The organism is Saccharospirillum impatiens DSM 12546 (genome assembly GCF_000423605.1).
In the GTDB taxonomy this organism is placed as follows: Bacteria; Pseudomonadota; Gammaproteobacteria; order Pseudomonadales; family Natronospirillaceae; genus Saccharospirillum; species Saccharospirillum impatiens.
In genome coordinates this window covers 1-22,651 of sequence record NZ_AUIH01000013.1, presented here as the reverse complement: position 1 = coordinate 22,651, position 22,651 = coordinate 1, and the positions used below count along the sequence as shown (strand labels likewise).

The following is a 22,651-nucleotide window of genomic DNA, read 5'->3' as shown; positions in this document are numbered from 1 at the left end:
TTCCGTTATTGTCCCAGTGTTGTTGCCTGGCCCTTGCTCGCTAGCCAGGTCTGAATCAGTTCGGTAACACCATCGCCAGAGGCAGAGGGTGTAATGGCTTTTGGGTGGTGCGTCATGTGTTCAAGATGCCGGGCAATATTGGCAACGCCGACGGAGTTGGGGAAAAACTCAAACATGCTCTCATCGTTAGGTGCATCGCCGACGAAGACAACCTGCTGTTGCATCTGGGTATCGGTCAGTTGCCATTGCTCGGCCAACAATCGGCGAGCCATGGCCCCTTTGTCGAACGCACCGCGCCAAACATTAATGTGGATTGAGCTTTGCTTCACGCTGAATCCGGCCTGGCGCAACGAGTGTACCACGGTGTCGGCCTGGTCCGGAGTCAGGCGGGCATCCTGATTATAATCAATGGCAACATCGACGTGCCGGAACGACTGGTCTTTGGCGTACTGTACGTCAAAGGGCAAGGGCAGGTTATCGATGGTTTGCACGATGGCCGCCTGATCGGCCCGGTGGGACATCAGATCCTGCCAGTAATGCCAGCGCGTGCGGTGCTCTGAGTCTTTTACGATGTAGAAGCCGCCGCTTTCGCCGATGACACCGGCAACGGGCCAGGTACGGATGATCTGATCGCACCAGCCGGCGCACCCGCCAGTAACCGGAATGATGTGAATGCCAGCGTCGGCCAGGGCCCAGAGTGCCTGATAGGTTTGCGGGAGTAACCGGCCATGGCTGGTTAGGGTGTCATCGACGTCGGTTAACAAAAACCGCGCCTGGCTAAAATCCAGAGTGTTCATTCGTTGGGGTTGACCTCGTTTTCAGTAGGGGCTGGCAAGGCTTCGTCGGTTGGTGTGCCTGTCTCGATGACCTTCAGCGCCGGTGGTCTCCATTGCGCCGGGGCGTCGGGTAATTCATCGGTGACAAACCAGTCCAGCGAGGTGAAGGGTGCCACCCGGGCCAGTGCCTGGCGTTCCCATTTGCTGACATCGGCAACCAGTACCCGGTGTCGGCTGTTGTCCAGAATCGCACGGCTGATTTGAGCTTCGCGCATGTCGAAGTCCATCAGGCCGCGTTGCGGATCCAGGCTGCCGGTGCCGATCAGGCCATAGTCGGCGTAGTAGTCGGTGAAAAACCGGGTGGTCTCCTGACCCACCACATCGTGGTCGTTGTGGCGCAACTGGCCACCGGAGACGATAACATCGATGTTGGGGCTGTTGCACAGCAGCGACGCAATGTTGAGATTGTTGGTCAGCACCTTCAGCCCCTGGTGCTGCGACAGCTCCCGTGCGACAAATTCCAGCGTGGTACCGATGCCGAGAAACACCGACGAGTTGTCCGGAATCATCGAAGCGACTTTGCGAGCCATCGACTGCTTGGCAAGCTGATTCAGAACCTGGCGGGACGTAAACGACAGGTTGGCTACCGAAGACGGCAGACTGACCCCGCCATAACGCCGCCGCAAAAGACCGCTCTCGCACAGCTGGTTGATGTCTCGCCGAATGGTCTGCGGCGTCACGCCAAAACGATCCACCAGGGCATCCACCTCCAGGTGCTCTTGTCGTTGTGCCCAGTCGAGAATGGCTTGTTGGCGTTCAGTGACTTTCATGAGATCACGGTTCCGGTGCAAAAACAGGGTACATACTAGGTTGGATCACAACGCAACCCGGCAGCGGGTAGTCGCTATCGGGTACTGCCGAGCAGCACAGGGTCGTCGGTGATGATGCCATCGACTCCCAGGTCCATAAGCTGCGCTGCACGCTCCCGGTCGTTCACGGTGTAGCAATACAGGTCGAGGCCGCTGGCGCGAATGCTGCGCGCCAGTTCGGGCGTCAGAAACCGGTGGTCGCAATGCACGCTGACCAGATTCAATGCATCGGCTCTGCGTGCCCAGTCGTTGGGAATGCGCTCCCACAGGTGGCCGCATTGCCAGCTTGGCCGCCAGTGATGCAGCAGATCCAACACCTCGGTGTTAAAACTCGAGATCAGTAGTTTGCCAAAATTGTGCCACTGTGTATCCAGTGCTTTGATGGTATCGAACACAATTTGCTCGGGCGTGAACTCCGGGTAGACCTTAATTTCCAGGTTCAGACCGAGATCCAGTGCCTGAATGTGATCCAGCGCCTGGCTCAGCCTTGCCATGCGTTCACCGCTGTAGTCGGCTGAAAAATGGCTGCCGATGTCCAGCGACTGAACGTCTTCCCAGCGCTGATCGCAGAGCCTGCCGCGGGCAGAGGTCAGTCGCCCGAGCTGGTCGTCGTGAAACATGACCAGGGTACCATCGCCGAGCCGGTTGACGTCGATCTCGACCCAGGGTGTGCCAATGTCCCGGGTCTTGGTCATCGCCCCCAGGGTATTTTCCGGTGCCAGCAATGACGCGCCCCGGTGTGCAATCAGGGGGCTGGCAATCATGAGCCAAGCCTCTTGCCAGTTGCTTTGTCGAACAGGTGACAGCGTTCCCGGTCAATGCGCAATGCCAGACGATGGCCGCGCTTGAATTGCTGCTTGCCGGGTTGTTCAGAAGTGATCAGCGTGTCCGTACCCGGGAAATACCCATACAACAAAGTGTCGGCACCCAGCGGTTCAATCATGTCGACGCTCAGGGTGAAGTCAGCCCCGGCTTCGTCGCAGGCTTCCATGTGTTCCGGCCGAATACCCAGCACAACCTCGAGATCGTGCGCGCCGGTTGGCAGGTTCGGGTCGTTCAGATCCAGCACCACATCGGGCGACAAAGTCAGCCGGTTGCCGTTCAGGCTGGCATCGAGGAAGTTCATCGCCGGTGAGCCGAGAAAGCCTGCGACGAATTGCGTTGCTGGTTTTTCATACAGCTCGATCGGCGGGCCGACCTGCTCGACATTACCCTCGTTCATCACCACCAAACGGTCGGCCAGGGTCATGGCTTCTACCTGATCGTGCGTCACGTAAATGGCCGTTGTCGCGAATTCCTGTTGCAGACGTTTGATCTCGATGCGCATTTGTACCCGCAATTTGGCGTCCAGATTCGACAGCGGTTCATCAAACAGAAACACCTTGGGGTTGCGCACAATGGCCCGACCCATCGCCACGCGCTGACGCTGACCACCAGAGAGCTGCCCGGGTTTGTTGTGCAGTAAATTGGTGATTTCCAGAATCTCGGCCGCTTTCTCAACCTTTTTCTGGATCTCGTCTTTGGGCACCTTGCGGTTTTTCAGGCCGTAAGCCATGTTCTGATAAACCGACATGTGCGGGTAGAGTGCGTAGTTCTGAAACACCATGGCGATGTCGCGTTCGGAAGGCTCTAGATTATTGACTCGAACATCGTCGATGTAGAGGTCACCACCGGAAATGGTTTCCAGCCCCGCGACCATGCGCAGAGAAGTCGACTTGCCACAGCCCGACGGGCCGACCAGTACCAGCATTTCGCCATCGGTAATGTCGAGGTTTAAGTTCTCGATAGCCTGATGACCGTTGGCGTAGGTTTTGTTGATGTTTTTTAATGAAACAGTGGCCACACGTAGTCCCCTTTATTTTTCCTGCTCAATCAGGCCTTTGACGAATAGTTTTTGCATGCCGAGCACCACAATAACCGGTGGTAGCATGGCCAAAATGGTGGTGGTCATGATGATGTTCCAGGGAATGTTGCCTTCACCGGCCGACATCAGGCGTTTAATAACCATGACAATGGTGTAGTAGTCTTCATCGGTCGTGATCAGCAAAGGCCAGAGGTACTGGTTCCAGCCATAAATAAACAAAATGACGAACAGGGCGGCAATGTTGTTCACCGACAAGGGCAGCAAAATATCCTTAAAAAACTTGAATGGGCCAGCGCCGTCAATGCGCGCCGCTTCCATCAGCGAGCTGGGTACCGACATAAAAAACTGACGGAACAGAAAGGTCGCGGTTGCACTGGCGATCAACGGAATAGTCAGGCCGGCATAGGAATTGAGCATACCCAGGCTGGCCACCACCTCATAGGTCGGCAGAATGCGCACTTCCACCGGCAGCATGAGCGTCAGAAAAATCAGCCAGAAACAGGTTTTGCGAAACGGAAAGCGAAAATAGACGATGGCATAGGCCGAGAGAATGGAAATCACAATTTTACCGACCGCGATCACCATGGCCATGATAAAGCTGTTCCACATCATCCACGAAGCCGAGACGCTGACGCCAAGCACGCGCTCTTCGTTGCTGAGTACGCGCCGGAAATTACCGAAGCCTTCATCGCCAAACCAGAGTGGCATCAGACCAGAGACAAACTCGCTGGACGAATTGGTGGAGGCCACCAGCGCGATCCAGATGGGGAAACCAATGACAAACACACCCAGAATAAGCACCAGATGCCGGGTCACGGTAAGCCAGGGACGATTCTCTACCATCAGTATTGCACCTTCTTCTCAACGTAGCGGAACTGCACCACGGTCAGGGTAATCACGATGATCATCAGAATGACCGACTGCGCGGCCGAACCGCCCAGGTCAAGCCCGACAAAGCCATCTTCGTATACCTTGTACACCAGCGTTTTGGTGGAACTGCCAGGCCCGCCAAGCGTGGTGGCGTGAATCACACCGAAGGTTTCGAAGAAGGCGTACACGATGTTCACCACCAGCAAAAAGAAGGCGGTGGGCGACAGCAGTGGGAACACAATTTGCCAGAACCGTTTGAACGGGCTGGCGCCATCGATCGCGGCCGCTTCAATCAGCGAGCGGGGAATGGCCTGCAAGCCCGCGAGGAAGAACAGAAAGTTATAACTGATCTGCTTCCAGGCAGACGCGATGACCACCACGGTCATGGCTTCGCCGGAGTTCACATAGTGGTTCCAGTCGTAGCCAAACAAGTCCATCCAGAAAGGCAGCACGCCCATGGAGGGGTTGAACATCAGCCACCATAAAACGGCGGCGACAACAGGCGCGACGGCATAAGGCCAGATCAACAGCGTTTTGTAAGCGCCAGCACCTTTTACCACCCGATCGGCCATAGCCGCCAGTAACAGCGCGAGAATCATACCGACCAGTGCCACCAGGGCACTGAACACAAAGGTGACGCGGACACTGTTCCAGTATTCCGGGTCCTCAAGCAAGTAGATGAAGTTTTCGAACCAGACAAACTCCACCGAGAATCCAAAGGCATCTTCAATCAAAAACGATTGATAGAGCGCCTGGCCAGCAGGCCAGATAAAAAAGACCAGCGTAATGATCAACTGGGGGGCAATCAGAAAATAGGGCAGCACTTTATGGCTGAAAACCGCATTGTCGTGCATGGTTTGGCTCGTTGCGCAAAAGTGAAAAAGGACGCCGGCTTACCGGAGTAAAGAACCCGTTCGGGCCGGCGTTAAAAGGAGCCGGGAGGCTCCTGTTCATCGCAGTACAGGGTCGTACAACACAGAATCGTACAATGGCAATGCACCGTCAGTGCAAAGCCGCTTAGCGATTGGCGCGCTCGAAACGACGCAACTGGTCGTTGCCGCGGTCGGTAGCGGTGTCCAGCGCTTCCTGAGCAGTGGCATCGCCGTTCCAGACAGATTCGAGGGCTTCATCGATGATGCCGCGAATTTGTGGGAAGTTACCCAGTCGCAGACCGCGTGAATTCGCCGTTGGTTCAACCGATGTCATCTGGTTGATCGAGGTATCGGTGCCCGGGTTTTCGCTGTAGAAACCCTGTTCGCGGGTCAGTTCAATCGCGTCATAGGTGACCGGCAGGTAACCTGAGAACTGGTGCCAGTCGGCCTGTACTTCAGGTTGTGACAGGTAGTCGAAGAACGCCGCTACGGCTTCGTAGTGATCGTCGTCCTGACCGCGCAGTGTCCACAGGGTGGCACCACCGATGATGGTGTTTTGCGGTGTATCGATGGCGGACGCCCAGTACGGCAGTGGGCTTACGCCAAATTCAAACTGTGCGTTGGCGTTAATACCGGCATAGCCCGCAGACGACTCCGTGTACATGCCACACTCTTCGCTGTAGAACTTGGCCGAGCCCTCGTTGGTGCGACCGGAATAGCTGAAAATGCCTTCCTGCTGCCATTCACCCATTTGCTCGATGTGTGCCACCTGAACATCGGAGTTGAACACCAGCTCGGTGTCCAGGCCACCAAAACCATTGGCTTGCGTCGCAAACGGAACGTCATGACGGGCCGACAGGTTTTCCAGGTGAATCCAGGATTGCCAGGCGGTGGTAAAACCGCAGTCGTAACCCGCTTCAAGCAGTTTGTTGCCGAATTCGTCCATTTCTTCCCAGGTGCGCGGGCCGCGGTCGGGCAGGCCAGCGTCGGCGAACATGGCTTTGTTGTAGTACAGCACCGGCGTTGAGCTGTTGAACGGCATCGATAGCATATTGCCGTTTTCATCGGCGTAATAGCCAGTCACCGTGCTTAGGTAATCGTCCTGGTCGAAGCCGTCGCTCAGCTCATCCATCATCTGGTACATCGGGTAAATGGCGCCTTCAGCGGCCATCATGGTCGCGGTACCGACTTCATACACCTGAACGATGTCGGGCTGCTCGCCAGACCGGAAGGCGGCAATCGCGCCGGTCATGGTGTCGTTGTAGTTGCCACGGTAGCTGGCATTGACCACGTAATCGGACTGGGAACCGTTGAATTCAGATACGATTTCATCGACTTTTTCGCCCAGCGCGCCGCCCATGGCGTGCCAGAGTTCGATTTCGGTGGCGGCAAAAGCCTGGCTAGCGCCCAAAGCGCTGACCGCGAGGACTAACAGTTTCTTGTTCATCAGACGTTCTCACTCTTGTGGGTGTGACTTGAGTTTGTTGTTACTAATTTTTTCGAACGAGCCTGAAAAGTAGCATCGAACGAAAATAAATGACAAGCGAATTCGACCATACAGACAAAAAATGACAGTTTTATGATCGTTTTGGATTTATTTTAGTCGTTATTGGCTGATAATTGTTCGAACGAACATAGGTGCGAAAACGGTAAGTATCGCCCTGAAGGCGAACATGAACGGGTTTAATCCGGCCACGAGACCGGCTAAGGTTGGCGACCCGAATCTGGAACCGACGCAATGAAGCTGCTGCACACCTCCGACTGGCACCTGGGCCGACAATTTCACAACCAGTCTTTACTGGCCGATCAGGCCGGTGTACTCGACCAGCTCATCGCCTATGTCGAATCCGAATCCATAGATGTGGTACTCATTGCCGGCGACATTTACGACCGGTCAGTCCCCCCGGCGGAAGCCGTGACGCTGCTCAACCAGACGCTGCGGCGGCTCTGTGTTGACCTAGCCGTGCCGGTGATCATGATCAGCGGCAATCACGACAGCCCCGAGCGCCTGGGCTTCGGGGCTGGAATGATGCAGGGCGCGGGCTTGCACATACTCAGTGATCTGGCGCAGGTCGATACCCCGGTTGTCATTCCACACGCCGATGGCGACGTGGCGTTTTATGGCATTCCCTATTGTCAGCCCGAGCATGTTCGGTCTGTGTTCGGCGAAAATGTGCGCAGCTTCGACGAGGCTCATACCTTTCTGGTCGATCGCGTTAAGTCGGCGTTTCAGCCCGGTCAGCGCCGGGTGTTGTTGTCTCACTGTTTTGTCAGCGGGGCCGAGGAAAGCGATTCAGAGCGACCGCTGTCGCTGGGCGGTGCCGACACGGTTCGCTGGCAGCCCATGCGCGAGTTTGATTACGTTGCCCTGGGCCACTTGCACGCGCCGCAATACCGGGGTGTGGCCCACATTCGCTATTGCGGCTCGCTGATGAAGTATAGCTTCTCCGAAGTGACGCAGAAAAAAGGCGTAACCCGGGTGGACTTGCCGGCCAGCGGGGATGTCGACGTCACCGCTTTGCCACTGGCGCCAAGCCACGATCTGCGCATTCTGGAAGGGGAATTCGATACCCTGATGGCGCAAGGCAAAGACGACCCGCGCCATGACGACTACCTACTGGTGCGCCTGACAGACACTCGCGCCATTCTCGATACGCTGAATCAACTGCGCCAGGTGTACCCGAATGTGCTGCACCTTGAAAAGCCGGGTCTGGCGCCCGACAGGCCCGCCCAGTTGGCCTCTCGCGAGCAATTGAAGCGCACTGAGCTGGAACTCTTTGCCGACTTTTTCGAGCAAACCCAGGGCGAGGCGCTGAGCGATGCCCAGCGCGAAGCTCTGACAACGGTGATTCAGTCGGTGCACCAGAGCGAGGGCCAGGCATGAAACCACAGCGTCTTAGTATCAGCGCCTTTGGCCCGTTCGCAGGCGAAGAGGTGGTCGACTTCACGCGCTTTGGTGAATCAGCTTTGTATCTCATTAATGGCCCGACCGGGGCCGGGAAAAGCAGCCTGCTCGATGCCATTTGCTTTGCCCTTTATGGCGTTACCACCGGGGGCGAGCGCGAGCCAGCGAGCATGCGCTCCGACCAGGCACCGGATGATCTCGATACCTGCATCGTATTCGACTTCCAACTGGGAGAGACTCTTTACCGTATTGAGCGCACGCCCACCCAGCAAGTGGCCAAGAAACGCGGAGAAGGCGTCACCGTTCGCCAGGCAGATGCCAGACTCTGGCGTATGCCGCCGGCCTTGCTAGCGCGCCCCTTTGACGAGCAGGAAGCAGAGTTGCTGCCGTTGAAAGGCGTTCGTGAGATCAACGACGAAATTCAGACCCTGACCGGCCTGAATGCTGATCAGTTTCGCCAGGTTATGGTATTGCCGCAGGGTAAGTTTCGCGAACTGTTGCTGGCCTCGTCGAACGACCGCGAAGCCATTTTCAGTCAACTGTTCCAGACGCACACCTTCAAGGCCATCGAAGACCGGTTAAAAGAACAAGCGTCCGGGATTCGCAACCAGCGCGAAAAACTGACCGAGCGACTGGCCGGTCACCTCGATTCAGCCGGGGTCGAAACCGCCGACGCGCTCGATGAACGCCTGGATGAGCTGGCGCCGGTGGTAGACACCGCCCGCAAGGCGCAGGCAGAGGCGCTCAAGGCCGAAGCCAAAACCCGGCGCGCGCTTGACGACAGCCAGGCGCTGCAGCAACAGTTCGAGCAACTGGCGAAAGACCGGGCGGCACAGCACGACTGGCAATTGGCCACCAAAGCGATCACCGAAAAAGAAACCCGGATCACCGCTGCCCGGCAGGCTGAGAAGCAACAGCCGGTCTGGGAGCGTTGGCAGCAGAGCCAGCGCAACCAGAGGAAAGAGCAGGCAACCCTGACGCAACTGACGCAAGCGGTAGCCGATCTTGAACAACAGAAACCGGCCATCCAGGCCGAGCTGGAGTCCGCCCGGGAAGTCCACGGAGGGCTCGATGCTCTGAAATCGGAACAGGAGACCCTGACCCGGTTGCGTACCCAGAGTGAGCAATGGCGAGCGTCCAAAACCCGGCTGGCGAGTGCGCGTTCAACGGTTGAACAATTTGACCAGGCCGCCCGGGCGCGAACCGAGCAAAAGGCGACGCTGAGCCAGCAACTGCAAACACTGGAGCGCCAGATAGCGGAATCCGCCGATTTGGCCGCCGACCAACTGACGCTCCAGCACCGGCTGGAACGCCTGACCCGTCTGGGTAAGCTGAAACGGCGTTGGGTCGAATTAAACGAGGCCGCCACCGGGCACCGGGCCGAGGCCGGGCGCTGGCAGCAAGATCTCACCGCCGCAGAGGCCCGGGCCGATGCTCTGAAAACCGAAGCGTTGCAGGTGGAGCAGGCCTGGCATCTGGGCCAGGCCGCGCAATTGGCGGCTCAGTTAAACCAAGGCGAGCCCTGCCCGGTGTGCGGCAGTGAGGCCCACCCAAAACCCGCCGCTGCCGATGCAGAGCCCGTCAACCGGGAGCAGGTGGCGCAGGCCCGGGCTGCCTTCGACGCTCAGGCGGAGACGCTTAACCAGGCCCGGCAAAGCCGTGACCGGGCGCAACACAGTGCCGAAGAAGTTAGCCAGCAGGCGCAGCGCCTGCAGGAAGATCTGGAAGAGTATGCCGAACGGTCGATGGCGGATCTGGAGCAGGATTACAAAACCAGCCAGCGCCAACTGAAAGCCCTGCAACAACAGGCACAGACGTTGGAAACCGCCAAAACCGAGTTGGAAAGCACTCGCCAGGCCATCAGCCAGATCGACCAGCAAGAGTTACAGGCCCGGTCTCAGCGCGAGCAGGCGGTTGCTGAGCGGGCAGCGGCCGAGCAATCGGTCGAGAGTCTGGAAGCCGCCATACCGGAGGCCTACCGGGAAGCCGGGGCGCTGGAAGCCCGCCTGGCCGACGTTGGCCGAAACATCGACCAGATCAGCGCACGCTGGGAGCAGGCCCGGGAGCGGCAAAGCCGGTTCCAGGAATCGTTGACCGCAGCCCAGGCCCGGGTGTCGGATCAGGAACGTCGACTGGCCGACGCGACACGAGACCTTACGGGGGCCACAGAACGCTGGCAGACAGCCCTTGAAGACAGCCCCTTTGCCACGGAAGCGGAGTTCACCGCAGCGCGGCGGGACGAAACCGAGCTGGAGCAATGGCAAGGTGAGATCGAGCAGCATCGCCAGGCGGGTGAAAAACTCACCTGGAGCATTCAACAACAGGAAGCCGCGCTGGCCGGGCAAACTCAGCCAGACCTGGCGCAACTGGACACCGACTGGAAACAGACGCGGACGGTTCTGGAGACCGCCACCCGCCACTACGATGAACAGCAGGCCCTGCTAAAAGCCGCTACCGACGTTAAAAAACGCATGGCGGAAACCCTGCAGACAATCAAACAGCTGGAGGCCGACTATGGCGTAACCGGCACTCTGGCCGACGTCGCCAGTGGCCGAAACGGCCAGCGCATCAGCCTGCAGCGGTTCGTACTCAGCGTGTTGCTCGACGACGTCTTGATCGAAGCCAGCCACCGGCTGACCACCATGAGCAAGGGCCGCTACCAGTTACTGCGCCGGCAAGACCGAACCAAGGGCAATGTGGCATCGGGTCTGGACTTGGATGTCGAAGACGCCTACACCGGAAAATCCCGCCCGGTGAATACGCTCTCCGGTGGGGAAAGCTTTATGGCCGCACTGGCGTTGGCGCTGGGGCTATCGGATGTGGTGCAAGCCTATGCCGGCGGCATTCGGCTGGATGCCTTGTTCATCGACGAGGGCTTCGGCTCATTGGATCCGGATTCACTGGATCTGGCCATTGAGACCCTGATGGAGCTGCGCGCCAACGGGCGCAGCGTGGGCATCATCTCGCACGTCTCGGAACTGAAAGAGCAGATACCGCAACGCATCGACGTGCGGCCATCGCAGGCAGGTAGTCGAATCGAGATCGTCGCGAACTGACCGGGCATCCGGTTGATGCGTTTGCCAATGAAGACTAGCTGCGGTTGCCGGGTGGTCCCTTGTGGGGGAGTCCACAACATGGATGTTGTGGTCTAGGCCCCATGGAAGGGTTCACGCCGACCCCACAAGGGACCACCCGGTGGCCGCTGCGGGCCATTGCCACAAGCCCAATTCTACCGTGGGTTACACCTTAAAGCGTGACACCACCTTGTTCAGGTTGTCGGCCAGGCGCGCCAGTTCTTTGCTGGCGGCCTGGGTCTGATCGGACCCGGTGGCATTCTGCACGGCAATGTCCCGAATCGACACCAGATTCCGGTCGACCTCGCGCGCCACCTGGGCTTGCTGCTCGGTGGCACTGGCCGAGGCGGTATTGCGCTCGTTGATCTTCTCGATCAGGGCGGCAATGGCCTGCAGCGCATCGCCGGCATCCCGGCCTGCTTCCAGCGTATTGGTCGCGCTGGTGTTGCTGTCGCGCATGGCGGTGACCGCCTGATCAGTGCCGGTTTCAACGGCCTCGATAATCGTTTCAATCTCCTTGGTCGAATCCGCCGTGCGGCTTGCCAGGGCCCGTACTTCATCGGCCACCACGGCAAAACCTCGACCGGCTTCGCCCGCCCGGGCCGCCTCAATGGCCGCGTTCAATGCCAGCAAGTTGGTTTGTTCGGCGATACCGCGAATCACATCCAGCACCGACCCCACGTCAGACACCTTCGACGCCAGCGCTTCCATGTTGCTGGCCGTATCGGTGATCGCTTTGGCCAGCCGTTCAATGGCGGCGACGGTGCCGCTCACCTTGTCCAGGCCGATGCGGGTCTGGCTTTCGGCCTCGTGAGATTCTTCAGCGGTGCCTGTTGCATTGTTGGCGACCTCTTCAATCGCAGCGGTCAGTTCGTTCACGGCCGTGGCGGCTTGTTCGATTTCTTCATTCTGGCGACGCAGGTTTTGCGTGCTGTCATCCGTTACGGCGCTGAGTTCTTCGGAAGAAGAGGCCAGCTGTTCCGAGCTGGAACTGATTTGAGCCAGGGTATCGCGCAAGGCCGATTGCATGCGCGCCATCGCAGTGACCAACTGGGTGATTTCGTCTTTGCCACCGTTGCTGATGGTTGAGGTCAGGTCGTTGTCGGCGATGGCGTCGGCCAGGTCAACCGCTGAACGCAGTGGCCCGGTAATACTGCGCGTTAGCGCCCAGGCGGCCATTGCAAGCAGCGCAACCAGTATGACGATGGCTGAACCAATGGTGAGCAACGCCTGGTCGTAAACCCGGTCGGCTTGAACGGATGCGGCTTCCACCCGGCTGCTTTCCACGTCGATTAAGCCGCGAATCAGGGCACTGATGTTGGACCCCGCGGGTGCCATCTCGTCATTACGCAGATCAGAGACCATCGCGAACTGGCGATCATCGATGAAACCGTTTAGCTGGTCGACCATATCGAGGTACTGTGCTTCGGCGGCTTCGTACTCGGCAAAGGCGTCGCGGTCAGCCGGGTTATCGATCAGGTCCAGGTACCCCTGTTTGGCCAATGCCATGTTGTCCAGCGCGTTCTGTGCGGCATCCCGAAATTCCTGCTGGCGCGACCCCATCAGGTTCGTTACCACATTGCCAAGGTTAACCCGAAGCCGCAGGAATTCGCTGTTCATATCCCCCAGCAGAACTTGTTTGGGCACCAGCACCTCATCGATCTCGGTAATCTGCTGCTTCAGGCTGTTCAACTGGAACAGACTGAACACGCCCAGTACGACAAAGAGCGCTGCAGCCAGCACAAAGGTGAGGGTCAGTCGAATACCGATGGACAGTTGTCGGATCATGCTTGCGCTCCAGGGACTGGGTGAATCGAGGGGTGCCGGGCCGGTTTTAGCCTGCTCGAGTTCATTAATAGTAATAGAGAATAACGGCCACCGTTCTATTTTCTTGATGGTTTTGTGGCGTGGAGGTCAGGCGGGGCTGGAGAAGAACGAACGGCTACGCCGCTCCCTAGCTCTCTCCCCCGGTGGTGGAGAGAGAACTGTTGCATTCAGTGTCGCGAGCGATTGGCTTAGGTTACATTCACCCAACTGATTGCTCCCTCTCCCGTCCCACGGGAGAGGGCCGGGGAGAGGGTACGCTTCGGGTTTTACCTGATCAGGCGGCGTCACTGTCTTTGGTGGTATCCGTTTCAACGGTATTGTGCTCTGTAGTTTCAGTTCCCGCCTCTTCAATCTCACCTTTGGCCGCTTTTTCAGCCGTTACCCGCAAGGCTTCCAGCTCTTCGCGCAGCTTGGCTTCTTCAACCTTCAAATCTTCGGCTTTGGACTGGTCTTTCTCGACCGTTTTCAGAATGTTGATCGCTTCGGTGATATCGCCGCTGTCAATATGGGCAATGGCGTCGGCTTTGCGCTCTTCCAGAGTCTCGACCTCCAGCAACTTTTCCAGGACTTTATCGAGTTTGTTGTTCAGCTTCTGGATGTCTTTGCCGGTGTTTTCCAAGGTTTTTCCTATCAGTTGGTAATCCAAGGTACTACTCCCATGAGTCGCCGTGTGCCCGTGCCGCAATTGGCACGGGCCTGTGCGGCGGATTGGTCAATTCGATACTGGATATTAATACAGTATCTGCTGAGTGGCAATGCAGTGACGTGCGGGCACAGCATTCATACAGCGTGTTAAAAGCGGCGCGATTGCCGTGCGCTCCCGGGGTGGAAAGTGTCGCAACGGGGCAATTCAATCCATCGCCACCGGCTAAAGTGGAGTCGACCGTTCCACAACACCCAACAATCGACCGTTCCACTACACCCAACAAAAAAAGGAACACGCAATGACCAGCAACGCAGCCAACCGCGGGGTGATTTACCAGGGCCCCGGCCAAGTGTCCATTGAATCCATCGCCTTCCCGGAACTGGCCCTGGGCCAGCGCCGCTGTGACCATGGCGTGATTCTGAAAGTACTGACCACCAACATTTGCGGCTCCGACCAGCATATGGTGCGTGGCCGCACCACCGCTGAACCCGGCCTGGTGCTTGGCCATGAAATCACCGGCGAAATCATCGAATGCGGCCGGGATGTCGAGTTTCTGCACGAAGGCGACATCGTCTCGGTACCCTTCAACATTGCCTGCGGCCGCTGCCGCAACTGCAAGGAAGGCCGCACCGGTATCTGTCTCAACGTTAACCCGTCGCGCCCGGGTGCGGCCTATGGCTACGTCGACATGGGCGGCTGGGTCGGTGGCCAGGCCGAATACGTCATGGTGCCTTACGCCGACTTTAACCTGCTCAAGTTCCCGGACCGGGACCAGGCCAAAGAAAAGATCCAGGACCTGACCCTGCTGTCAGACATTTTCCCCACCGGTTTCCACGGTTGTGTAACCGCAGGCGTCGGCCCGGGCTCTACGGTCTACATCGCCGGTGCGGGCCCTGTGGGGCTGGCAGCGGCAGCGAGTGCTCGCTTGCTGGGCGCGGCCTGTGTGATTGTCGGCGATATGATCGACGAGCGGCTCGACCAGGCGCGCAGCTTTGGCTGTGAAGTCATCGACCTGAAACAGGATGCCGAGCTGCCCGACATGCTTGAGCAAATTCTCGGTGAGCCGGAAGTCGACTGCTTTGTCGATTGCGTGGGCTTCGAAGCACATGCCTGCGGCCATAACCACGCCCATGAGCAACCGGCCACCGTGTTGAATTCGGCCATGAGTGTCACCCGCGCCGGCGGCCAGATTGGCATTCCCGGCTTGTACGTGACCGATGACCCGGGTGCCGAGGAAGAGGCGGCTAAGCGAGGTGCGCTCAGCATGCGGTTTGGCCTGGGCTGGGCGAAATCCCACTCCTTCCACACCGGCCAGTGCCCGGTGATGAAATACCACCGCCAACTGATGCAAGCGATTCTGTTCGACCGCGTGCACATTGCCAAAGCGGTCAACGTGCAGATGATCAACCTCGATCAGGCGCCCAAGGGTTATGCTGATTTTGACGGCGGCGCCGCCAAGAAATTCGTGATTGATCCGCACGGCTCATTCGCGGCCTGACTGACTGCTGCAGCCGAGCATGGGCGCAGCGTTGCACTGAGGGTAGTACAAGCGCCCGTATTGGAGGTGTACACTGGATAGACGTGTCCGTGTGCACCTTTTTTACAAGAGGGGTCGACACCCACCCGACTGCACCACCCGACTACAACAAGACCACAGGTGAGCCGCAATGCCCCAAGCAACCCCCTCAAACACCCGGGCCCGGGTGCAGGCCATTGTTGCCGACTTGAAACACATGCCCGGCGCCCTGTTGCCTATTTTGCACCAGGTGCGCGATTCCCTGGGCCATATTCCCACCGAGGCGGTGCCCGTTATTGCCGAAGGGCTGCAAATCACCCGCGCCGAAGTGCACGGGGTGATCAGCTTCTACCACGATTTCAATACCCAGCCGATCGGCAACCACCGCGTACAAATTTGCCGGGCCGAAGCCTGCCAGGCACGCGGCAGTCGGGCGCTGGAAGAGCACGCCCGCAAACGCCTGGGCATCGATTACCACCAGACCACACCCGATGGCGAATTCACGCTGGAACCCGTCTATTGCCTGGGTAACTGCGCGACTGGCCCCTCGGTACGCATTGGCAATCACATTCATGGCCGGGTTGGCGCCACGCGCTTCGATGCCATCCTCGACGACGCCATCACCGTGCCGCTCGACCCGGAACCGCTGACGGAGGGCGACGCATGACCCGTGTTTACGTGCCGCGCGATACCACCGCCGTCTCCCTGGGTGCCGACGACGTCGCACGGGTACTATCTAAAACAGCGGATGCTCAGGGCGCCGACATTACCCTGGTGCGCAATGGCTCGCGTGGCCTGTTCTGGCTGGAGACCCTGGTCGAAGTCGACACCGATGCCGGGCGCGTCGCCTATGGCCCGGTGCTGCCGGAAGACGTGCCCTCGCTGATCGAAAGTGGCATGCTCGAAGGCGGCGCGGGTCACGCCCTGTACCTTGGCCCTACTGAAGAGATCCCCTATTTAAAGCACCAGCAACGGCTCACCTTTGCCCGCGCTGGCATTACCGACCCGGTCTCGATTGACGATTACCGCGCCCACGGCGGCTTCAATGGCCTGATTACGGCGCTGGCATCCACTTCCCAGCAGATTGTTGATGAAGTCAAAACCTCCGGCCTGCGTGGCCGGGGTGGGGCGGCCTTTCCGGCGGGCATCAAATGGCAAACCGTGCTGGATGCAAACCCACAAAGCGAACACAGCCGCTATTCCGGCCAGAAGTTCATTGTCTGCAACGCCGACGAAGGCGATTCCGGCACCTTTGCCGACCGCCTGGTGATGGAAGCCGACCCCTACCTGCTGATTGAAGGCATGACCATCGCCGGCCTCGCCGTTGGCGCTGAAACCGGCTACATCTACCTGCGCTCCGAATACCCACTGGCGCAGATGGTCATGAACGACGCTATTGCGCGGGCCAAAGCCGCAGGCTACCTGGGCGATAACGTGCTGAAGTCCGGCAAGGCGTTTCATCTGGAAGTGCGCCTCGGCGCCGGTGCCTACATTTGCGGTGAAGAAACCTCCCTGCTCGACAGCCTCGAAGGCAAGCGCGGCCAGGTGCGGGTTAAGCCACCATTACCGGCTTTAAAAGGCGCGTTTGGTCAACCGACGGCCGTGAACAACGTACTCACGCTCGCCGCCATCCCCTATATTCTGGCCGAAGGCGGCCAGGCCTATGCCGATTACGGCCAGGGGCGCTCGCTCGGCACCCTGCCATTCCAGTTGGCCGGCAACATTGAGCGGGGCGGGGTGGTTGAACTCGCCTTTGGCATTACCCTGCGCGAACTGCTCGAAGGCTACGGCGGTGGCTCTGCCTCCGGCCGGCCCATGCGTGCCGTACAGGTGGGTGGGCCACTGGGCGCTTACATGCCCGAAAGCCAGTGGGATACCCCGCTCGATTACGAAGCCTTCGCCGACGTGGGCGCCGTGGTTGGCCATGGCGGCATTGTCGTGTTCGACGACAGCGTTGACATGCTGGAACAGGCCCGCTTCGCGATGGAATTCTGCGCCGTTGAATCCTGCGGCAAATGCACACCGTGCCGCATTGGCTCGACACGAGGCGTAGAAGTGATCGACCGCATCCGCGACAACCAGGACCGCGATGCCAACCTCGTTCTGTTGCACGACCTGTGCGACACCCTGGAAGACGGCTCACTCTGTGCCATGGGCGGCATGACGCCCAACCCGGTACGCAGTGCGCTGCAGTTTTTCCCGGACGATTTTGCCCGCACCACCCCGTCGACCACGACGGAGGAGAGCTGACCATGCTGCACATCTACGACCCCAATACCGCGACAGATCGTGACCTGGGCACGCCACCACCGGCCGTGAGCGCAGGCACTGTTAGCCTGAGCATCGACGGCAAACCGGTACAGGTGCCCGAGGGAACCTCCGTGCTGCGCGCGGCATCGCTGGCGGGCATTCAGATCCCCAAACTGTGCGCCTCCGATAACCTGGAAGCCTTCGGCTCCTGCCGCCTCTGTGCGGTCGAGATTGAAGGGCGCCGGGGTTTGCCGGCCTCCTGCACCACACCCGTTGCCGAAGGCATGAGCGTGAACACCCAGACGGACCGCGTCGCCAGGCTGCGCCGCAACGTGATGGAACTGTACATCTCCGACCACCCACTCGATTGCCTGACCTGCTCCGCCAATGGCGATTGTGAATTGCAGGACATGGCCGGTGCCGTCGGCCTGCGCGAAGTGCGGTACGGCTACGAAGGTGAAAACCACCTCGACGCGGAAAAAGACACCAGCAACCCCTATTTCACCTTCGACCCGAGCAAGTGCATTGTGTGCTCGCGCTGCGTGCGCGCCTGTGAAGAAGTGCAGGGCACCTTCGCGCTCACCATCGATGGCCGGGGTTTTGAATCGACTGTATCCGCCGGGCAAGACGAAGACTTCATGGATTCCGAATGCGTCTCCTGCGGGGCCTGCGTGCAGGCTTGCCCAACCGCCACGCTGATGGAGAATACCGTGATCGAGCAGGGCCAGCCGGAGCACTCGGTCGTCACTACCTGTGCCTACTGCGGTGTGGGCTGCTCGTTCAAGGCCGAAATGAAAGGCAACGAACTGGTGCGCATGGTTCCGTTCAAGGATGGCCACGCCAACCATGGCCATTCCTGCGTAAAAGGGCGCTTCGCTTTCGGCTACGCCACCCACCCGGACCGCCTGACTGCACCGATGATTCGCGACCACATCGACGAACCCTGGCGCGAAGTGAGCTGGGACGAAGCCCTGGCCTTTGCCGCCGACCGCATCAAAACCATTCAGGCCAAATACGGCCGCGACAGCGTGGGCGGCATCACCTCCTCACGCTGCACCAACGAAGAAGCGTACCTCGTGCAAAAACTGGTGCGCACCGCCTTTGGCAACAACAACACCGACACCTGCGCCCGCGTGTGCCATTCGCCCACCGGCTATGGCCTGAAACAAACCCTCGGCGAAAGCGCTGGCACCCAGACGTTCGACTCTGTGATGAAGTCCGACGTGATTGTGGTGATTGGCGCCAACCCGACCGACGCCCACCCGGTGTTCGCCTCCCAGATGCGCCAGCGCTTGCGCCAGGGCGCAAAACTGATTGTCGCCGACCCGCGCCAGATTGATTTGATGACCACGCCCCACGGCGGCGAAGCCATTCACCTGCCACTCAAGCCCGGCACCAACGTCGCGCTGATAAACGCCCTGGCGCACGTCGTCGTCAGCGAAGGCCTGGAAGACCGCCTGTTTATTGCGCAGCGGTGTGATTCGAAAGAGTACGCGGCCTGGAACACCTTCATTAAAGAAGAGCGCAACTCACCGGAGGCGACCGAAAGCATTACCGGTGTGCCAGCGGCCAGCGTTCGCGAAGCCGCCCGCTTGTACGCCACCGCAGGTAACGGCGCGATTTACTATGGCCTGGGCGTCACCGAACACAGCCAGGGCTCGACCATGGTGATGGGCATTGCCAACCTGGCACTGGCCACTGGCAACATCGGCCGCGAAGGCGTGGGCGTAAACCCGCTGCGCGGCCAGAACAATGTGCAGGGCAGTTGCGACATGGGCAGCTTCCCGCACGAACTGCCGGGCTACCAGCACGTATCCCAGGAGGCACCGCGCAAGGCGTTTGAAGCCGCCTGGGGCGTGACCATCGATTCCGAACCCGGCCTGCGCATTCCGAACATGTTCGACGCCGCCATAGACGGCAGCTTCAAGGGCTTGTATGTGCAGGGCGAAGACATCGCCCAGTCCGACCCGAACACCCAGCATGTCGAGCGGGCGCTCGGCTCATTGGAATGCCTGATCGTGCAGGACCTGTTCCTGAACGAGACCGCCAAGTTTGCGCACGTATTGCTGCCGGGTTCGTCCTTCCTGGAAAAAGACGGCACCTTCACCAACGCCGAACGCCGCATCAACCGCGTGCGCAAAGTGATGCCCGCACTCGCCGGCAAGGAAGACTGGGAAATCACACAGGACCTCGCCAACGCCCTGGGTTACGACATGCATTACGAACACCCGGAACAGATCATGGCCGAGATCGCGAGCCTGACGCCGAGCTTCAAGGGCGTGACCTACCAAAAGCTCGACGAACTCGGCAGCATTCAGTGGCCCTGCAACGACGAGCACCCGAACGGCACCCCGATCATGCACGAAGAAGACTTCCCGATCGGCAAAGGCCGCTTCGTGGTGACCGATTACGTGCCCACCACCGAACGCGCCAACCGCAAGTTCCCGCTGTTGCTGACCACAGGCCGCATCCTCAGCCAGTACAACGTAGGCGCGCAAACCCGACGCACCAAAAACCAAACCTGGCACGACCAGGACATCATTGAACTGCACCCCCACGACGCTGAAGAACGCGGCATTAACGAAGGCGACTGGGTCGGCCTGACCAGCCGCGCTGGCGACACCGTGCTGCAAGCGAAAATCAGCACCCGCATGCAACCGGGCGTGGTGTACACCACCTTCCATCACCCGGTGAGCGGTGCCAACGTGATTACTACTGACAACTCAGACTGGGCCACCAACTGCCCCGAGTACAAGGTAACAGCAGTTCAGTGCGAGAAAGTCGCGCAGCCGAGTGCCTGGCAGGAGCGGCACCGGGCGCAGCACAAGAAGCAGTGGGGGTTGTTGAAACCGACTGAAGAGAGCGCTTCATGAGCCGCCAGATTGATACGCTGATTAAGATGGTGAATCAGATTGCGGATAATGCGCCGAGGCAGGAGACGCCGGAGGCTACTGCGGAGGCAGTGGCGGGGCATTTGCGGAAGTTTTGGGCGAAGCCGATGAAGGTGCAGGTGAAGGCGTATTTGGAGGCTGGGGGTGATGGGTTGAATGAGGTGGCTGTTGAGGCTGTGAGGCGGTTGTAGCCACCAACTAAACGCCATCAGCTAACGCTAGCCAACTAACTGCTCACTATCCCGCGCCTTGCTGGGAGGGCGCCCCGGACCTAACGGCGACATATTCGACCTCCGAACCGTCTCGCAGTAGCTGCTTCCCAATGTAGGAGGTCAGTGTAGAGGTCAACAAATCCCGGACATATTTGAAAATTTTCTTAGCAGCAGTATGTGAAATGACGTCGTTGAATGTGTGAGGTCGCTGCCGGTTGTAGTAGGTCATCAGTTGTTCACCTGCATCCTTTTTGGGCTTCAGGCATGTTCCGATACTCCAATCTAGTATCTATTTAGCCTTCAGGCTCCGAATCAGCCTCTTCATGTTCATCGTCCTCTCTGGTGATGAACATTACTAAGTTCTGGGTGGATTAGAAAGTTGGGGGCAGGTCAGAGCCTTGAGGCGTCTAATGACAACACCACGACCGTTGAGCATACCCCTGATGGACCGCTTCCTGCTTGAATTTAGGAGTAACGTAACGTCGTTTCCTGGCCATTAGACACCTAGCTTAAGGTGTCAATACTACCACTAACATTGGTGTCCAGAATCAATGAAATACTCCAATAAGGTATGTTGTAGTCTCTCTCAATTCAACTTAGTATGACAAGTCGACAGTTGCAGAAAAGGTAGATCTTGCTCTACTAGCTAGCATGCTTTCTGCTTGGTATATGTGAGCCTTTATGAAGGGGGATGCATGTCCGCAGTATTTGTTCACGTCTCTGATATCCATTTCGGTCAAGAGAGGGATGACCGGGTTCACATACATAACGATGTAAAACAGCAATTGATTAACGACGCAAGAGAGGTGGTTTCCGGTATTGCAGGTGGGTTTGCTAGTGGTGTTTTAGTAACTGGAGATATCGCTCATTCAGGCAAGAAAGCTGAGTATGAGGAAGCGGGCAAATGGCTAGACGATTTGGCTGCGAGTATCGGTGTTGAAATCCACTGTGTACAGATGGTACCTGGCAATCATGATCTGGACCGATCCAAGCTATCATATTCAGGTGGGCAGATACTAGATTACATTCGCAAAGGCGGTGCTACTGAATACGAGAAAATCCTCAGCAATTCGACTGACCGAGCGGCTCTTTTTGCACGGTTCGAAGACTATGGCCAGTTTAGCTTTGGGTACAATTGCCCCCTCAATGATGAAGGCGCATATGGGACAGGAATGGAGGTTAAGCTAGCACCTGGTCGCTCAATTCGATTTATCAGACTTAATTCTGCACTCCTTTGTCATGGAGAGGAACGGGATGAACACCCTGAGCTGATGATAGGTGCGCGTCAGTTCACTATTCCTCGGACTGAAGGAGTAGAGAATGTGGTTTTGGTTCACCACCCTTTGCATTGGTATAAAGATCAAGGTGAAGTGAAGTCTTACATCCGGAGTAGAGCACGAGTTTTCATTTCAGGTCATGAGCATGATCCAAAGGTTTCGGTTGACCGTGTCGAAGATGGTAACGATTTAATGATGGTGGCTGCCGGTGCCACTGTTCCTTTCAAATCTGATGCCATTTTCACGTTCACATACAATATAATAGAATTTGATTGGGATGAGGAACTCGATGGACTGTCTGTGACCATGCACCCTCGGGCTTGGAACTCTAAACGTACATGTTTCGAGGCCGACACTGATCGCCTAGGTGGAAAAACCCCCCACTTTCGACTTGAATGTCCATTTTTTCGCAAGGCAGATCCACTAACAGAAGCCAGTACTGATCAAATTATGGCTCTTCGTAAAACTCTGTGGAACCCTATGGCAGCATATCCAGCTTCCCACAGTGAAACAGTATGCTCGTTCTAAAGCCTTCGAAAGAACGATAACCTCGAGCATTGGACTTTACCGTCTGAATCTTTGAGTTTAATCCCTCGGCGACGGCATTGCTGATCCGGTGATCGAAGTAATTCAACAAGCCATTTTTATGCGCTTTTAGCATTCTGGCCACTTTCTTGATGGGCTCCAAACGGCAACGAATAGCCCAGCTGTACCACTTCTCAAAATAGCGTTTCGCCCAACCTTTACTGTGGTAGTCCCAAAAGGGTCGGAAATGTTCTTTGATAGCCCATGAGCGTGCCAC

Annotated in this window: 18 protein-coding genes; 8 read left to right on the top strand and 10 right to left on the bottom strand. The window is 58.1% G+C overall.

Features of this window, described 5'->3' with window-relative positions; translation table 11 throughout:
• Window positions 1-5: 5 nt before the first annotated feature.
• The 7 genes from G565_RS0110655 to ugpB form a co-directional block, all read right to left on the bottom strand.
• Entirely contained in the window at window positions 6-797 is a 792-nt protein-coding gene (locus G565_RS0110655; protein WP_028670911.1) for an HAD family hydrolase, read from the bottom strand.
• Window positions 794-1,606: a DeoR/GlpR family DNA-binding transcription regulator gene (locus G565_RS23805; RefSeq protein WP_051207771.1), complete on the bottom strand. Its 813-nt coding sequence runs from the start codon at window positions 1,604-1,606 to the stop codon at window positions 794-796. The genes G565_RS0110655 and G565_RS23805 overlap by 4 nt, the downstream gene beginning before the upstream one ends.
• 74 nt (window positions 1,607-1,680) lie before the next feature.
• Entirely contained in the window at window positions 1,681-2,409 is a 729-nt protein-coding gene (locus G565_RS0110645; protein ID WP_028670910.1) for a glycerophosphodiester phosphodiesterase family protein, read from the bottom strand.
• Window positions 2,406-3,488 carry a sn-glycerol-3-phosphate import ATP-binding protein UgpC gene (locus G565_RS0110640; protein WP_028670909.1) on the bottom strand — a complete coding sequence of 361 codons (1,083 nt, stop codon included), beginning with the start codon at window positions 3,486-3,488 and terminating at the stop codon, window positions 2,406-2,408. Before G565_RS0110640 ends, G565_RS0110645 begins: the two co-directional genes overlap by 4 nt.
• 12 nt (window positions 3,489-3,500) lie before the next feature.
• The gene (gene ugpE / locus G565_RS0110635) at window positions 3,501-4,352 is read right to left on the bottom strand and encodes a sn-glycerol-3-phosphate ABC transporter permease UgpE (RefSeq protein ID WP_028670908.1); all 852 of its coding nucleotides are present in this window, start codon (window positions 4,350-4,352) and stop codon (window positions 3,501-3,503) included.
• Window positions 4,352-5,233, bottom strand: a complete 882-nt coding sequence (gene ugpA / locus G565_RS0110630; protein ID WP_028670907.1) for a sn-glycerol-3-phosphate ABC transporter permease UgpA — start codon at window positions 5,231-5,233, stop codon at window positions 4,352-4,354. The genes ugpE and ugpA overlap by 1 nt, the downstream gene beginning before the upstream one ends.
• A 163-nt stretch (window positions 5,234-5,396) precedes the next feature.
• Window positions 5,397-6,701, bottom strand: coding sequence for a sn-glycerol-3-phosphate ABC transporter substrate-binding protein UgpB (gene ugpB, locus G565_RS0110625; RefSeq protein WP_425413975.1), 1,305 nt, complete (start codon window positions 6,699-6,701; stop codon window positions 5,397-5,399).
• Window positions 6,702-6,989: 288 nt separating this feature from the next.
• Between ugpB and G565_RS0110620 the strand changes: the two genes are divergently transcribed.
• Together G565_RS0110620 and G565_RS0110615 are read left to right on the top strand one after the other, a co-directional pair.
• On the top strand, window positions 6,990-8,135 hold the full coding sequence (locus tag G565_RS0110620; RefSeq protein ID WP_028670905.1) for an exonuclease SbcCD subunit D: 1,146 nt from the start codon (window positions 6,990-6,992) through the stop codon (window positions 8,133-8,135).
• Window positions 8,132-11,212, top strand: coding sequence for an AAA family ATPase (locus G565_RS0110615; protein ID WP_028670904.1), 3,081 nt, complete (start codon window positions 8,132-8,134; stop codon window positions 11,210-11,212). Before G565_RS0110620 ends, G565_RS0110615 begins: the two co-directional genes overlap by 4 nt.
• A gap of 183 nt (window positions 11,213-11,395) precedes the next feature.
• Here the strand turns inward: G565_RS0110615 and G565_RS0110610 are convergent, their stop codons facing one another.
• On the bottom strand, window positions 11,396-13,018 hold the full coding sequence (locus G565_RS0110610) for a methyl-accepting chemotaxis protein (protein ID WP_037338794.1): 1,623 nt from the start codon (window positions 13,016-13,018) through the stop codon (window positions 11,396-11,398).
• A gap of 313 nt (window positions 13,019-13,331) precedes the next feature.
• A complete protein-coding gene (locus G565_RS0110605) occupies window positions 13,332-13,703 on the bottom strand; it encodes a hypothetical protein (RefSeq protein ID WP_028670902.1) in 372 nt (123 codons plus the stop codon).
• A 298-nt stretch (window positions 13,704-14,001) separates the two neighbouring features.
• Between G565_RS0110605 and fdhA the strand changes: the two genes are divergently transcribed.
• The 6 genes from fdhA to G565_RS23795 all read left to right on the top strand — a co-directional run bounded on the left by fdhA (window position 14,002) and on the right by G565_RS23795 (window position 22,377).
• Entirely contained in the window at window positions 14,002-15,201 is a 1,200-nt protein-coding gene (gene fdhA, locus G565_RS0110600; RefSeq protein ID WP_028670901.1) for a formaldehyde dehydrogenase, glutathione-independent, read from the top strand.
• Between the two features lie 169 nt (window positions 15,202-15,370).
• A complete protein-coding gene (locus G565_RS23800; protein WP_037338788.1) occupies window positions 15,371-15,886 on the top strand; it encodes a formate dehydrogenase subunit gamma in 516 nt (171 codons plus the stop codon).
• Window positions 15,883-17,469, top strand: coding sequence for a formate dehydrogenase beta subunit (locus G565_RS0110590; protein ID WP_028670900.1), 1,587 nt, complete (start codon window positions 15,883-15,885; stop codon window positions 17,467-17,469). The genes G565_RS23800 and G565_RS0110590 overlap by 4 nt, the downstream gene beginning before the upstream one ends.
• A gap of 2 nt (window positions 17,470-17,471) precedes the next feature.
• The gene (gene fdhF, locus G565_RS0110585; protein ID WP_028670899.1) at window positions 17,472-20,342 is read left to right on the top strand and encodes a formate dehydrogenase subunit alpha; all 2,871 of its coding nucleotides are present in this window, start codon (window positions 17,472-17,474) and stop codon (window positions 20,340-20,342) included.
• Window positions 20,339-20,551, top strand: a complete 213-nt coding sequence (locus G565_RS0110580) for a formate dehydrogenase subunit delta (RefSeq protein ID WP_028670898.1) — start codon at window positions 20,339-20,341, stop codon at window positions 20,549-20,551. Before fdhF ends, G565_RS0110580 begins: the two co-directional genes overlap by 4 nt.
• Window positions 20,552-21,267: 716 nt before the next feature.
• Complete coding sequence (locus G565_RS23795; RefSeq protein WP_211227160.1) at window positions 21,268-22,377, top strand: metallophosphoesterase family protein; 1,110 nt, start codon at window positions 21,268-21,270, stop codon at window positions 22,375-22,377.
• Here G565_RS23795 and G565_RS23790 read toward each other — a convergent pair.
• The coding region (locus G565_RS23790; protein WP_211227159.1) for a transposase at window positions 22,328-22,651 on the bottom strand (324 nt) is incomplete at its 5' end. The genes G565_RS23795 and G565_RS23790 overlap by 50 nt on opposite strands.

What these genes read in the sequence shown, in the direction of transcription:
- fdhA (WP_028670901.1), top strand. Translation starts at nt 14,002, where the DNA reads ATGACCAGCAACGCAGCCAACCGCGGGGTGATTTACCAGGGCCCCGGC.
- ugpA (WP_028670907.1), bottom strand. Translation starts at nt 5,233, where the DNA reads ATGCACGACAATGCGGTTTTCAGCCATAAAGTGCTGCCCTATTTTCTG.
- G565_RS0110645 (WP_028670910.1), bottom strand. Translation starts at nt 2,409, where the DNA reads ATGATTGCCAGCCCCCTGATTGCACACCGGGGCGCGTCATTGCTGGCA.
- ugpE (WP_028670908.1), bottom strand. Translation starts at nt 4,352, where the DNA reads ATGGTAGAGAATCGTCCCTGGCTTACCGTGACCCGGCATCTGGTGCTT.
- G565_RS23800 (WP_037338788.1), top strand. Translation starts at nt 15,371, where the DNA reads ATGCCCCAAGCAACCCCCTCAAACACCCGGGCCCGGGTGCAGGCCATT.
- G565_RS0110655 (WP_028670911.1), bottom strand. Translation starts at nt 797, where the DNA reads ATGAACACTCTGGATTTTAGCCAGGCGCGGTTTTTGTTAACCGACGTC.
- G565_RS0110620 (WP_028670905.1), top strand. Translation starts at nt 6,990, where the DNA reads ATGAAGCTGCTGCACACCTCCGACTGGCACCTGGGCCGACAATTTCAC.
- G565_RS0110610 (WP_037338794.1), bottom strand. Translation starts at nt 13,018, where the DNA reads ATGATCCGACAACTGTCCATCGGTATTCGACTGACCCTCACCTTTGTG.
- G565_RS23805 (WP_051207771.1), bottom strand. Translation starts at nt 1,606, where the DNA reads ATGAAAGTCACTGAACGCCAACAAGCCATTCTCGACTGGGCACAACGA.
- fdhF (WP_028670899.1), top strand. Translation starts at nt 17,472, where the DNA reads ATGCTGCACATCTACGACCCCAATACCGCGACAGATCGTGACCTGGGC.
- G565_RS0110615 (WP_028670904.1), top strand. Translation starts at nt 8,132, where the DNA reads ATGAAACCACAGCGTCTTAGTATCAGCGCCTTTGGCCCGTTCGCAGGC.
- G565_RS0110580 (WP_028670898.1), top strand. Translation starts at nt 20,339, where the DNA reads ATGAGCCGCCAGATTGATACGCTGATTAAGATGGTGAATCAGATTGCG.
- G565_RS23795 (WP_211227160.1), top strand. Translation starts at nt 21,268, where the DNA reads ATGTCCGCAGTATTTGTTCACGTCTCTGATATCCATTTCGGTCAAGAG.
- G565_RS0110590 (WP_028670900.1), top strand. Translation starts at nt 15,883, where the DNA reads ATGACCCGTGTTTACGTGCCGCGCGATACCACCGCCGTCTCCCTGGGT.